16 protein-coding genes are annotated in these 13,048 nt (G+C 55.0%); 8 read left to right on the forward strand and 8 right to left on the reverse strand.

Annotated elements, in window-relative coordinates:
- Window positions 1–41: 41 nt before the first annotated feature.
- The 5 genes from SH139x_RS14065 to SH139x_RS14085 form a co-directional block, all read right to left on the reverse strand.
- The gene (locus SH139x_RS14065) at window positions 42–500 is read right to left on the reverse strand and encodes a DUF669 domain-containing protein (protein ID WP_488355825.1); all 459 of its coding nucleotides are present in this window, start codon (window positions 498–500) and stop codon (window positions 42–44) included.
- Window positions 501–559: 59 nt separating this feature from the next.
- A complete protein-coding gene (locus SH139x_RS14070) occupies window positions 560–1,315 on the reverse strand; it encodes an ATP-binding protein (protein ID WP_488355826.1) in 756 nt (251 codons plus the stop codon).
- A 44-nt stretch (window positions 1,316–1,359) separates the two neighbouring features.
- Window positions 1,360–1,599, reverse strand: a complete 240-nt coding sequence (locus SH139x_RS14075; RefSeq protein ID WP_488355827.1) for a hypothetical protein — start codon at window positions 1,597–1,599, stop codon at window positions 1,360–1,362.
- 114 nt (window positions 1,600–1,713) lie between these two features.
- Window positions 1,714–2,370 (reverse strand): hypothetical protein, encoded by a 657-nt coding sequence (locus SH139x_RS14080; protein WP_488355828.1) that lies wholly within the window; start codon window positions 2,368–2,370, stop codon window positions 1,714–1,716.
- Window positions 2,371–2,929: 559 nt separating this feature from the next.
- Window positions 2,930–3,781, reverse strand: a complete 852-nt coding sequence (locus tag SH139x_RS14085) for a hypothetical protein (protein WP_488355829.1) — start codon at window positions 3,779–3,781, stop codon at window positions 2,930–2,932.
- Window positions 3,782–4,423: 642 nt separating this feature from the next.
- Between SH139x_RS14085 and SH139x_RS14090 the strand changes: the two genes are divergently transcribed.
- The 8 genes from SH139x_RS14090 (at window position 4,424) to SH139x_RS14125 (ending at window position 10,696) form a co-directional block, all read left to right on the forward strand.
- Window positions 4,424–4,978: a hypothetical protein gene (locus SH139x_RS14090; RefSeq protein WP_488355830.1), complete on the forward strand. Its 555-nt coding sequence runs from the start codon at window positions 4,424–4,426 to the stop codon at window positions 4,976–4,978.
- Window positions 4,979–5,089: 111 nt separating this feature from the next.
- Window positions 5,090–5,746, forward strand: a complete 657-nt coding sequence (lexA, locus tag SH139x_RS14095) for a transcriptional repressor LexA (RefSeq protein ID WP_488355831.1) — start codon at window positions 5,090–5,092, stop codon at window positions 5,744–5,746.
- A gap of 2 nt (window positions 5,747–5,748) precedes the next feature.
- Complete coding sequence (locus SH139x_RS14100) at window positions 5,749–6,942, forward strand: hypothetical protein (protein WP_488355832.1); 1,194 nt, start codon at window positions 5,749–5,751, stop codon at window positions 6,940–6,942.
- Window positions 6,899–7,840: a hypothetical protein gene (locus SH139x_RS14105; RefSeq protein ID WP_488355833.1), complete on the forward strand. Its 942-nt coding sequence runs from the start codon at window positions 6,899–6,901 to the stop codon at window positions 7,838–7,840. Before SH139x_RS14100 ends, SH139x_RS14105 begins: the two co-directional genes overlap by 44 nt.
- A 107-nt stretch (window positions 7,841–7,947) precedes the next feature.
- Entirely contained in the window at window positions 7,948–8,118 is a 171-nt protein-coding gene (locus SH139x_RS14110) for a hypothetical protein (RefSeq protein ID WP_488355834.1), read from the forward strand.
- A 57-nt stretch (window positions 8,119–8,175) separates the two neighbouring features.
- Window positions 8,176–8,679 (forward strand): DUF2924 domain-containing protein, encoded by a 504-nt coding sequence (locus SH139x_RS14115; RefSeq protein ID WP_488355835.1) that lies wholly within the window; start codon window positions 8,176–8,178, stop codon window positions 8,677–8,679.
- Window positions 8,676–10,265 (forward strand): recombinase family protein, encoded by a 1,590-nt coding sequence (locus SH139x_RS14120; RefSeq protein WP_488355836.1) that lies wholly within the window; start codon window positions 8,676–8,678, stop codon window positions 10,263–10,265. The genes SH139x_RS14115 and SH139x_RS14120 overlap by 4 nt, the downstream gene beginning before the upstream one ends.
- Complete coding sequence (locus SH139x_RS14125) at window positions 10,262–10,696, forward strand: hypothetical protein (RefSeq protein WP_488355837.1); 435 nt, start codon at window positions 10,262–10,264, stop codon at window positions 10,694–10,696. The genes SH139x_RS14120 and SH139x_RS14125 overlap by 4 nt, the downstream gene beginning before the upstream one ends.
- Here SH139x_RS14125 and SH139x_RS14130 read toward each other — a convergent pair.
- The 3 genes from SH139x_RS14130 to SH139x_RS14140 form a co-directional block, all read right to left on the reverse strand.
- Window positions 10,644–11,384: a phytanoyl-CoA dioxygenase family protein gene (locus SH139x_RS14130; protein ID WP_488355838.1), complete on the reverse strand. Its 741-nt coding sequence runs from the start codon at window positions 11,382–11,384 to the stop codon at window positions 10,644–10,646. The two genes, SH139x_RS14125 and SH139x_RS14130, sit on opposite strands and share 53 nt — an antisense overlap.
- A 64-nt stretch (window positions 11,385–11,448) precedes the next feature.
- Window positions 11,449–12,018 carry an AlkZ-related protein gene (locus SH139x_RS14135; RefSeq protein ID WP_488355839.1) on the reverse strand — a complete coding sequence of 190 codons (570 nt, stop codon included), beginning with the start codon at window positions 12,016–12,018 and terminating at the stop codon, window positions 11,449–11,451.
- On the reverse strand, window positions 12,015–12,965 hold the full coding sequence (locus tag SH139x_RS14140; RefSeq protein ID WP_488355840.1) for a methyltransferase family protein: 951 nt from the start codon (window positions 12,963–12,965) through the stop codon (window positions 12,015–12,017). The genes SH139x_RS14135 and SH139x_RS14140 overlap by 4 nt, the downstream gene beginning before the upstream one ends.
- Window positions 12,966–13,048: the final 83 nt, after the last annotated feature.

Below are 13,048 nucleotides of genomic sequence, written 5' to 3' on the forward strand. Positions count from 1 at the left end.
CCGGCTGTTGGACCTGGAAGCGATCAGGAGAGGCCGCGCGGCTATCGCTTCCAGGGGGCGTCCGTGCCGCTTGATTTCGAAGCCACGACCGGTTCGGCGATGGCATCCTTTTTGAAGTAGCCCTTCACTTCGTTCTGCAACTCGCCGGTGTCGGTGCGGCGCTTCAACTTCACCGCAATCACGCACGGCAGGTTGTGTAGGTCGGTCGAGTCGCTCGGGGTGAGCACGCCGACGGCACGACAGATTGCCGACAATTCGCGACGAGCGATATCGACAGCGGTCGCGTTCGGGTTGTCGAGGTTGAGTCGAACCCACAGCAATCGGTTTGAAAATTGGCCTTCGATAATGGTCAGCGTGAGCTGAAGATACGATCCAACACCGGACTTGGTCGGCTTCATTTCGCTGTCGGTGATGACAGCCATGTACTTGCCAGCCGGAATCGGTTCGAGATCATCTGCGGGTTCAACAGTGTTGGCATCGAAGCCATGAAGGTTTGCCATAGGAAGTCTTTAGTCCTTAGTCTGGAGTCTGTAGGTTGGAAGTTCGGTAACTGGATCAATCACTTGGCCATCGCTGCCACAAAAGCGGACCACGACAGGGGCAGTTCCTCGGCGATGCCGTAGCGGTTTTTGGCCACGCAGCTTGGCGAGCCATAAGCACGCATGACACGCTCACCCCCGTCTTTGCCGATCGCGTGAGCGACGGTGCGTTTGCGGTTGAAGCCCGCGTCCTCACTTTGAGTTCGCATTTTGCGGGTGGCAAAGAGGACCGCGTCGCACCATTCTTTAATCAGCGCAGCGGCATGTTTGTGCAGTCGCGGCGAGTAGCGATCGTAGGGCGACGATTCGGGGTCCTCGAACCGTTCGACCTTGGAGTGCGCGATCAGAATGGTCACCATGCCACGCGAACGAAGCACATTGAGCAAATCGAGCACTTCACGCCACAGAGAGAGGGCGTGCATGTAACCGCGAGCGTACCCGCCATCGACCTTTTCGATCGACTCGACGCCGTATTGCCCGCAGAGCTTGTCCCAGACGAGTCGCTCCAGCCAATCGAGCGAATCGATCACGACGGTTTCGTAATCGTGCTTCTCGTTGACGAGCGTTTTCAGAGCGGCGATTGTCTCATCGAACTTGGTCGCCAGTGGAAAGCGATCGCATTCGAGCTCATCGAGGCCGTCTTCGGTTTGAATGAAGATCGGCTTGGGCGACTGGCTGGCCCACGAACTTTTGCCCACCCCTTCTGTACCGTAAAGTAACACCCGTGGTGGCTTCGATTGTCGGCCGGTTTGAATAGTTTCAAGCAAGTTTGGCACTGTTTAGATGACTCCGTAGTCAGATGGATGAGACGTTGGGTTGTTCAAATGGATTGGATGTGTTCAACATCAAAGTTGCCGTCGCGATCGCTGGTCACGAGGTAGTGCTTGAAGTCGAGCTGCACAACGAATCGTTGCTCGGTACCGAGTCGCTGACGCAGCGACTTGCACGCTCCGGTGAACTCTTTCGACGCTTCGTTGAAGCGATCGGCCGATCGCAGGTAACGGCCGACCGCGAGTGAAATGGCGACGCGACGTTCGATGTCAATCGTGACGTTGGGCATGGGCTTCCGTGGGTGAAAGGATTTGAAGGTTTCAAGTGACTTGGGATCCTTCCCGGCTACCTGTAGACCTACCGGAAAAAGTGGTCGAATCACGAAACCGGCGAGAAACTTTTTTTACACCAGGTACTCGCGAAGCCCTTCGGCCTCGAGAATCTCGGCAATATTCTCGAGCCGCGAGGCCAAAGTCGATCGCGGAACACCCAGAGTTTTCGCGGCGTCGGTGACGTTCTGGTCAAGAAGCAATTGCAACAGTTGCTGGTCGGCCACGGAGAGTTTTTGGACCACGGCCGCCAAGTCGCTTTTTAAGTCCGAGTGATCCCGAGGCTCGAGGACACGGATTTGCAGGCGACGCTTCTGGTCTTGCTGGCTCAAGGTGTCGGCGAACAAGACCGGACCGATCTCGGGCTCGCTGACGCTTTGATCCAGCGACACTCCGTCGACGGAATACCGAATCGATGCCCGGCGGTGTTCCAACAAAGTGGCCGAGTGACGATCGACCACGCTGACGATGTAGGGATTGCGATGGCCGACCGAATCGCTGTGGACCTTCATCGCGTCGGTCAATCGGATCAGAAACTCCTGCGTCAGGTCGTCTTCGCTATCGCTGGCGAACTCGGCCAGACGCAGTAACTGGAGCACGCGGCAGTGGATCACCTTTCGGGTGAACGGATCGGCGATCAACGAACGGGCAATTTGGTCGGCATCGGTCTGTCCATTGCCGGGAGCGACCAGGTCGATTGAAGAGGAATACGAGGGTTTGGAAGCGGTCACGAGCGAACTCCGTCTGCAAGTGGGTTTCTGAAGACGGCCGCGTTTCAGCAGCGGCCACACCCACCGGCGAAGTTGCAGCAAATCGCACTCGGCGATAACTGCAACTGCGCTTCACTCCGTAATTCGCGGGGAAAAAACAGGGAATATTCTGTTGTTGCAGTTGCAGCAAATCGCACTAACTGCAACTGCAACGCTCGCCCACCACTCGAAAGGGTGTCAGCATTTCTGGAAATTTTTCTTTCGCGTGTGACCAAAGGTGTCACAGGCATGAGATCTCCCCTTATCAATTGATGACGCGGCGCTACTCCAAACGCCGAGCGATGCGACTGAGCGGAAGTTGCTCGAAGGAGGGGGGGCCTTGTTCGTCGTATCCCCTGCAGGTGACGCTGGCACGGAGATTAATCCCGTCGGCAGGTCGCGATCGGACAATCGCTCGCGGTGTAAGAATTGAGTGCGTCTGCTTTGGGGCAGCGCACTCCCACACATAGGTGAACAACGACCTAGCGGATTCGTGACCAACACTCCGGTTTTCCGAAACGGTTAATTCATTCCGGACGCCCTAGCACCATGTTTGGGTATTTTTCTCTAGAGCTTGGCGAATACGTTTCAAAATCGGGATCGCCTCATTTCTAGACATCCCATTTCCGTGGCGTCCAGCCCGCTGCATCCAATACAGTTCTGTGCGAAGGTGCGAAAGACAATCGCAAACATCGTCAATTTCGCCACAATAAGCTTTATCTTTAACATTCCAGTAATCAAACGCCATAAATGTCAATGCAAACATCTCGATATCGTGGATCGGAGCAGTATCCGACGGAACATCTTCAAGCTTAAGATCTTCATTCGGTATTTCGTCGGGACGCCCGACTGATTCGCGATCAACCTCTTCAGACGGCAATCCAAGCATGCGAAAAACCATCTTGCGTGACTCCTTGTCATCGAGAACATCATTGAATACTTCAGTGATATCGAGCACTTCGACGCCAGGAGAATCTGGTATCTTCTTCCCAATTCCGAAGAAATAGAGTTTAGAGTCTTTCTCCCCATGAGCTAAAAGATTTTTCATCTTTTCCGCATTTGCCGCAGTGTTGCGACTCTGCGTAACCTGAGCAAGGACTGTCCGATCGCTCCCGTCGATCCCAAAAATGTCAATGTCGATCAAGCCCCGACCGATCGGCATCAGCAACCGATTAATTTTTCCGACAGCGCGGAGATATTCATAACAAACGACTTCAAACTGGTCTGGCGATAGTGAACTCACTTCGATCGGAAGAGGGTTGCCGTATAGTGCACTACGCAGGACAGCATTTGCTGAGGGCCAGCCAACCAATGTGCCCTGTCGCGGCTGAATTGCAAGTAGCACGGGAAAAGCTGTGTAAAGCACTTCACGGCAATTCGTCAGTTGTGCCACCTTGTAAACATACCGTCCCCCAAATTTTTCGGCCCGCAACTGCGAGCCAGGTTCGATTTCACCGACCAGTAGTCGATCCCGGTATAGCTTGCGAAAGTCTGCCGCAACGACCGCTCCTTCACGAGCGTATCGATGAAGTCGGCTGAGCGCATGCTTCCCGGCGGTGGGGTAATCGTCTGGGTTGAGGCTAAACAAATCTTCATAGTGCAGGGCGATCAGGCGTCGGTCCCACAACTCTTGCAGGACTTCCTTGGTGGACGAGCAGTTCAATCGAGTAAATACGGGTTGCATCAGTACCACCTAAGCATCGGGAAGCCAAGCAAGACCTCTGAGTTACCGTCCTCTAAGTTCAGGATGGCAAGCTTAAAGACCTTGAGAAGGCGTTGCCACAGGTGAACGTACCAAGTCAGCCATATCCCCCGTCGATTGTGGCCCATGCTGTGTCCGAGCAAAGATATTATTAAAGCGCACAGCCCTGCCGTCTCAGTTGCGTTGGCTAGCACCAACGGCCGTCTTTGCGAACCCCTCGAAAGGGCAATGCAGATTTCCAAAAAAAATTTCTGCGTGTGACCAAAGGTGTCACAGGCATTGGGCAACATGCACGGATCGTGTTTTCAACATCCCTCCCACCGGAGACCCATTATGCGAATCCTGCCTTTCGAATACCCCATCAGTGAATCAGCACACGACGCTTTAGCCGAAGAGAAATTCTTCGCCGTCAAACCCGCCAAAAAAACGAAACGAAAAGAGATGCTGGGCCGTTTGGGCAAACTGCTACTTAATCCGAGCTTGGACCGGTGCGACATCACCGATGGAATCCTCGGCGACCGCGAATTGATTCAGTTCTTGTCCGCCTTCGAAAACATTGTGCTGGAGAAAATCGTTCCGCCTGACACGAGTTGGGCTGAAATCCAAAGAAGTGAATTCACTTTCGGGTCGATCCTGTACGAGTCGGGGAGGACACGCGACACTTTCGTGATGCCATTAATGCTCGGCAGTTTGCTCGACGAGAACCGCCAACCCTGGTTCCAAGCCTCGCCATTTGAGTTCATTCCGACGATCGAAGACATCCAGACAAGCAACCTCTACGGCAAGCCGTTGTTCCGAGCCGACGGAGGTCGGTCGATGTCCACCTCATCTATCAGCGCTAAAGAAAAATTCTCGCCAAGCATTTTCCGATGTTTCGAGCTTTGCTAGCAAAGATTGACTTGCCGGCACAATCCGCGTGACTAGATTTATGTGTGCACGAAACGAAGTCTATCAGCGCTAATTCGAGCCACCGTAAAATCACCGTCAAGGATGCCAAACATGCCCCGCAGCAAGCCTCAACGAGGAAGACCCCGCCAAGAGGCCATCACCGAAGGACAATCGCGAGCCCTCGACGAACTGTCGGCCGCGATCGATCGCAACGGCATCGCACCCACGATGACCGAACTCGGTGAAAAGCTCGGAATCACCGCCGCCAGCGCCCACCAATTGATCCTGCAACTTGAACGCAAAGGCTACGTCGCCCGCCAACCTCGCAAGGCTCGAAGCTTGCGTGTCCTGCGACGTCCGAGCCAAACGATCGAGTCGCTGGTCCCGGTGAGCCTGGTCGGCGTGGTCAAAGCCGGACCAGCGATGTTGGCCGAGGAGAACTGCCTCGGCCAGGTCATGGTGGCATCGACACTCGCGGGTCGCGACCTATGCTTCGCATTGCAAATTAGCGGCGAAAGCATGAAGGATGCGGATATGCGAGACGGTGATGTCATAATCGTTCGTCGACAACTGATTGCTGAAAATGGCGATATTGTCGTCGCGTTGATTGACGACGAGGCGACGGTCAAACGTTTGGAAGTAAAGGACGGAGCGATTCGGTTACTGCCGGAAAACCGGAAGTACAAACCGATTGTGGTTCAGCCTGATAGCGACTTTCGTGTGCTCGGAAAGGTCATCGGTGTTTCTCATAAGTCGAAGAGTCAATAAATATGTCACAACAAGTTGCCATTTCGTCCGTCGTGCGAGCGGTTCCCAATCACCTGCTGAAAAGATGGTTTGATGACCACGTTCCGGGGCAGTTACCGTTTTCAATTGAATGTTTTGGAGAAGGTGAAATCGAACCGATGCTCGCCTTCCACGACGAGTTGCCCGCGGCGAAGCGAGACGAGATGGATATCGATCTTCAAAACGTTCACTCGTTTGCAAACGCGGCCGGAATGTGCGCCTTCATCGACGGCGCGCAGCTTCACCACGTCAACGATCTGATGCAACGCATACCCGAAGATCTCGACCTGTACGGTCGCGCAATGTGGGTGCGTTTGTACGAACCGGAAATCTTCAAATCATCGGCGATGTTCTTGCAACTGGAACAGTGCCAGTTTTGGCGTCGACGCAATGATGTGCCAGAGGATCTCGAAATTGCTGCCGATGCCAAGGAACAACTCAGCGACGCGATCTCGAATCTACTTCGGCGTGACGGACGCGGACGATTCACTAGCGTTGACATCATCAAACGCAACGACGTGATCTACTTCATTGCTCACCCAGACGATTATGTTCGCAGTGAAAACACGCATGATGCCAGCGGCCGACTGACGCCGATCACGATCCGTCCGACGACGCAGATCATCTTCGCCTATCATCCACTGGAAGGCTCTTTGCAATTGGCAACGTCAATCAAACAGCCGCGTAAAGCACAGTTGGAACAGGAGTTCAGCCGCGCCGTATTGGGCTGGGAACTTGGGGCGTTTCAACGCGAAGCTCCTTACAAATTGGGGCATCTCAAGAGTTCAACGTTCACGCTATACACCGATCCCATGGACCGAATCCGTGCCCGCATCGAGTCGATCGGTTTGTTCAATAAAGCCACCGACCGCCCGATCACTGTAGGGGTCGCTCGCAAGAACGAACAGGACACGATCTATCAAGCGATCGAAGATGAAATCGGTAAAGAGCCAGACTCCCTTTGGCATTTCAAGACGACATTTGTGGAGATCAAGTTTTATTTTCCAACGTCGCGTTTTCGACGTGCAAGCAGCCCGACTATCCGAGTCACACCGACTTCATGCAACCTGGCCCGTTTGACTTCGGATCGTGCCGAGATCGTTCAAAAGCACTTGAAAATGTGGGGCGTAGATAATGCCAGCGGCGACCAATCCGCTCTGGCGGCGATGGGAGGCTGATTCAGCATCCTTCAGCGTCGACGAGTTGATGACACGGTGGACGAGCATTCTCGCTCCACTGCATTCGGCCGGCGTCCTTCGCCCATCCGTCCCCGCCACCGATTGGTGGTGCGATGAATGTTGCGAGTCGCACCTGATCGAATACCACGACACGGCCAACGGACCATTCGGGTTCGTCGTCGGCGATTGTGGTGTCACTCGTTTGAAGCAAAGTCAGACCGATCAATTCCAGATCGACACCGAGCGCTTGCTCGCGTTGCTGTTTGCCGGCTCAAGGCTGTCGATTCAGCCGAGCGTCGGCGAGTGGTTATGGAACATCGGTCGACACACCATTGGTTCACGCAGCCGCGAACTGCGATTCGTTCGCGGGATCTCTCCACGAACCAACGGCGCGATCGTTGACAAGCTAAAGAGCCAACCGAAGGCGATCCTGTTCACGCCCTCGGTTGGATGTACGGCCTTCTGGCAACGGCAGGTTCCTTGCTTGGTGCTGGCACTCGAGGAAATAACGACACCAACATCAACCGCGTTCACAATCAACTGGGAGTCCATCGGGGAATCGTTCGAGATTCACACGCACGTTGATAGCAAACCCACCAAGCCGAGACAAAAGCGTGGCACTCGCACCGCAAAGATCGAGCGTTTACGTGATGAGTTAAAACGGCACTTGGCATCAGCGGCCGACCACGCTGTCGCAACGGCGGACAGCGAAGGCTGTGCAGCGTTGCTGCCGCGCCCCAGCAAAACGGAACTCGCCAAACTGGCCGGCATGTCCAAGAGCGACGTTACCCGCTGCTTCACTGACCCGACAGCCAGCGAACTACGTCTGCTGTGGGACACCGCCGACAATCTCGAAGCGGTCCTTCGTCTCCGCGGCCGTTCGGTCTGGTCAAAATAATTTTGCCCGGACTTCGTGATTTGGGCGATTCTTCCAGTAGGTCTACAGGTGAGGGCGGTTGTTAACTCCGCCGTTTGTTCCTGATTCCTCAAAGGGCCACCGACCACATGCAGACAACCGAACGCGTATTAATTGGTAAACAGCAAAGTGAAATCGCCGAAATCCTCGCCAACGCCGTCGTTCGGCAACTAACGACGCCGCGCAAGACGTCAGAAAAAGACTCGAAAAACGTCTCGCATGCTGGCTTGATTTCCAGCAGAAACGATTGCTCTCTGTGACCGGTGGTTAACGCACCGCCAATTTTTCAAATTCTCTCTCTCGTCACGGAGACCCCAATGCCGCTGAACATTACCAAAGAAGTCGCTCGCATGAAACGCATGGCGACGGCCGAATTGAAAGACCACTATGAAGACATTTGTGGTCACTCGCCTCGAAGTCACAACCGCGATTGGCTCGTCAAAAAAATCGCGTGGCAAATGCAAGCGACCGAAGAGGGCGGACTGCCCGAACGCGTTCGTCAGCGAGCACTTGCGATGGCCGATGATGCTGATTTGAGAAAACGTCCGTCGACAACGTTTACTCAGCAGATCGAAACCGCGAACGAGCAAACTTGCTCGGTCAACGAGGAAACACGCGATCCGAGGCTCCCGCCGGCCGGCACGATCCTTTCAAAAACCTACAAGGGTCAAAAGATCACGGTGCTTGTCGGCCAAGAGGATTTTGAGTTCAACGGCGAAACGTATAAAACGCTTTCGGCGATCGCCAACGCGGTCACAGGGTCGCACGTCAACGGTTTCACCTTCTTTAAACTGAAACGCAAACAGGAGGTGGCCCAATGATCGCCCCCAACAAACAGCCCAAAGAGATTCGGTGCGCTATCTATACTCGAAAGTCAACCACCGAAGGGCTCGAACAGGATTTCAATACGCTGGACGCCCAACGTGAATCCGGCTCCGCCTACATCGCCAGCCAACGCCATGAAGGCTGGACGGAGATTGAGACCCAGTACGACGACGGCGGTTTCACCGGCGGCAACATGGACCGGCCAGCTCTCCAATGTCTGCTCAAAGACATTGAGGACAAGAAGATCGACTGCGTTGTAGTTTACAAGGTCGATCGACTCAGCCGTTCGTTGCTGGACTTTTCGCGGATCATGGACACGCTCGACAAAGCGGGATGCTCGTTCGTCTCCGTAACGCAACAGTTCAACACCTGTTCAAGCATGGGCAGGCTGACGCTGAACATTCTGCTTTCGTTCGCTCAGTTTGAACGCGAGATCATCAGCGAACGAACGCGCGATAAGATGGGTGCCGCACGACGCAAAGGCAAGTACGTCGGTGGTCGACCAATCTTGGGATACGACTTGAATCGCGAAACCAAACGATTGGTTGTCAACGAAGTCGAGGCCGTTCGTGTTCGCCGGATCTTCGACCTCTACCTCGAACACAAAGGTTTGATTCCGACGGTCGACGCGATCGGGGAACTTGGGTGGCGGACCAAGTTGTGGGTGACCAAGTCCGGCAGAACGGTCGGCGGCGTTCCGTTCAACAAGAACTCGCTTCATGCGTTGCTGACTAATCGGATCTACATGGGTAAAGTCACCTACCGTGATGAAGTCTACGAAGGCGAACACGACGCCATCGTCGACCCCGAGTTGTTCGAGCTTGTTCAGAAGCAACTGCATGGCAACCGCATCAACGCGGGTGATCGCCTGCACGGTCGGTCCGCTGGCATTCTTGCTGGCCTTCTTTACTGCAGCAAGTGTAACGCCGCGATGGTTCATACGACCAGCAGCCTGCGCCGCGACAGCAAACGATACCGCTACTATGTTTGCGGAAAGGCGACGAAACGCGGCCATAAGACATGCCCTCGCGCATCATTGCCAGCCGAAGAAGTCGAGCGGTTCATCGTCGCCCAGCTTCAATCATTGACTATCGACGAGGACTTGCTTTCGGAAACATGCTTGCGAGTCGGCCGATCCGTCTCAAAACGCCGCGACGATCTTGTCAAAGAACAGTCCACGCTTGCTTCGGCAATTCATCAAGCCGAGAAGGCGATCGACGCTTTGTCGACACCCTCTGGCGATCCCAAACGCGAAGCGTCACGACTGCATTCGCTGGCCACGCTCACGGACCAACATCGACGCGATCGCCAAAGACTCGAAATCTTCAGCGACGAACTCATGGCAATCGAAACGGCCGCACCCGACCGCCTGGCCATCTTGCGAGCGGTGAAGGATCTCGAGTCGCTTTGGGAACATCTCACCATCGGCGAACGAAGCCGCTTGATGTCTTTATTGATTGAACGGATCGAACACGATCCCATCGAAGGCAATCTTTCGATCACGCTCAGCCCCGCCGGCTTGCAATCTTACAAGCCAAGTCAAACCGCAACTCATCGCTCCGACCAGGAAGGCCAACAATGAATCACATCCAAGCCAAATTTCAAACAACCTCCGGACCTCACGGACGACACCGCATCAGCCCGCCCAAGCCGCCCCGACGCCCGCCCACGCCGCGACTGCCGCACGTTACCAAACTGATGGCCTTGGCGATCCGATTGGAGCACTTGCTCGCCACCGGCCAAGTCAAAGACCAAGCCGAGATCGCCCGTACTGCCGGCATCACCCGAGCCCGAGTCACGCAGATCCTCAACCTCACCAACCTCGCCCCGGACATCCAGCAAGCGATCCTAGACCTCGAACCCACCACCGAGCGAATCTCACGCTTCCGCGAGGGCGAAATCCGTCAAATCGCAATCGGCCCCAACTGGGCACAGCAGCGCAAGAGGTGGAATCGGTTGGTCAACCTCGGTTTAAGGAAGCCGACCGCGGAACAACAAAGTCGTGCCAAGTAACGCCATCGGGCAGTGTCGACGACGCGGCAAATTCTAGATGCAGGATTCGGCGATGCCGACGCGTGCCCTTGACCGAAGAACCGCTGGAATGACTGATCAGCGGTCGCATCGCCAGCACGTCGCCGGCCATGGCATGAACGTCCACGGTTGCATCCAAACCGTCGCCGTCACTCGTCGATGAAACATGCGAACCGGGGATAACTCGCAACGGTCCGTTTTCGTCGGTGACCTCGTCAAGGTGAATCCGCAACGTCAGCATTTGTTTCAATACCTCATCGCAAGCGATCAAATGCGGCACGCCGGCCTTGATCGTCGGCCGCGAGAAGAACTCCGAAACGATCGCGTTGTCCTTGACCGCAATCGCCGTGTCTTTGTGCCAAGCGAGAGCCCATGTACGATCAGGCGGTTTGTCAAAGAACAACGCTCTCACTAACCCGAAGTTTTCGCCGAGTTGTTCACGTAAAAATGTCAGCAGCAAATCACACTGCCAAACCGTCGTGACCTCAGGAATCGTCGCGATCAAATTCCTCGCTGCATAAACATGCCCGCGGCTGGAACGTGCTCGGACGTCTTCCGAATCGACGTTGAATGTGTCGCGAAAGATAGCCAACATGCGTTGGACAGTTTCTGGCGTAACCGCTTGCTCCAACAAACAGAACCCATCTCGCTGCAGACTCCGGTTATTCATGCGTCCTTTTCCCTAGAAAACATCGTGTCAACAACGGCACTCGCGGCACTCAATGATCTGCTCATCAGACTTCGCCCGGTTCGTTCGATGGATTGGTCTCGTATTGGTTGACCAAGTCCAAGTGCACCTCTCGCATGGTCAGCCAAAAGTCATTCTTCAGTGACGGATCGCTGGAGCGAACGATGTTGAGACTGATCTGTAGTTTCTTGATCGCGGTATCAAACTGGCTTTTCGTGCAACCCAATTGTTCCATCGCTCGCTTTCGCAGCGGCCCGGTGAACGCAGGCTCCAAGCGGATGAACTCGTAGACTTGCTGCGCAAGCTCATCCAAATCGCTGATGGGCTGAAAAACTGCCGGGTAATGTGTGTCGCGGAAGTAATGCATTTCCATCAGCACCGCATCGCCGCCTTTTATCTTTCCATAGTAGACCAATTCAGGGTAGGTCTGCGGAATGCGGGTTTTCCAGTCCCAAACAGCCTTGACTCTCGGGCTCCATCCCCCCGCCTTCGGTCTCTTTTCAGAGAGTGCGGTATTATCCCACAGCGATGGGTGTGGTGAGCCTTTGCTGCCGAATACGGTGCAAACCCTATGGTCAATGACGAACTGAAAGGCTTCTTCGAATGTTGTTATCATCTGTATTCGCGTTCGTCTGGGCTGATGATTGGATTTGCGTTTTGACCGAAAGTAGGTATCCAGAGAAGCACCCGCCGCCGATAGTCATTGTAAGCCTCACCGAAACGCGATTTCAGGTCCGACTCTTCTACCGGACGCACCGCGACGTGCCAAAGCACGGCACCGACCAGCGAGTAAGCCATCACCGCGTAGCTGCCCAAGTACCAACCCACCGCGAGGCCTTGCACGATGCCCGCCAGCGCCATGGGGTTTCGCACGAATCGGTACGGTCCCGCGATCACCAACCGAGGTGCCGTTGCGGTCGGCAGAGGCGTTCCGTTGCCGTGTGTCGCCATCGTGCCCCCGGTCCATAGGCCAAGGCAAGACGCGATGGCAAACAACCCGACCGACGCGGGTGATTGAAACGCGTGCTCGAACCCGTCAAAGCCGCAGTAGCCCTCCAGTTCAACGATCCCCATCGGCAGCACCCACAGGAACACGCTCCAAAAGATCACGGTCTGGCCCAGCGTCCAAAGCACCGCGTGCCAGCGCTCCATCGCAGTCACGCGAATCGTTGCTGGCGATTGATCGGCCTTGCCATGAATCGTCGCCATCGCCAGCGACAACCCCGCCATGCTGACCATCATCGACGACGCGATCCAAGCCTCACCCGTTTGCATGCTCGTCGCAATGCACAAAAGGGTCGGATACCAAGTTACCACAGCAACCGTCCAAACCACGTTGCCAGCCCAACACGATCGCCGCAAGACTCCAGTCGCCGCGATGATCGAACCAGCAATGATCAAGGCAAAGTCGGCGAGCCAAAACGACAACAGTGCTCCGGCCGGCCATTCGTTCGGCTGAAACCACTTAACGCTCGGAGGGTACGCAAAGAGCAGTCCCCACCAAGCTGCCGTGCCCATGGCTTGGATTAGGTAATAGCTCGCGACGATTTGTCTGGGTAGCATGTGCACTATCGATGAAGAATGGTTTTAATCGATCTTAGAGATAGGATCGGGTTGGTTCCCAGTTACCCTCACCGAGAAACTGC

Source organism: Kothea flammea (assembly GCF_052161645.1).
In the GTDB taxonomy this organism is placed as follows: Bacteria; Planctomycetota; Planctomycetia; order Pirellulales; family Pirellulaceae; genus Laterigemmans.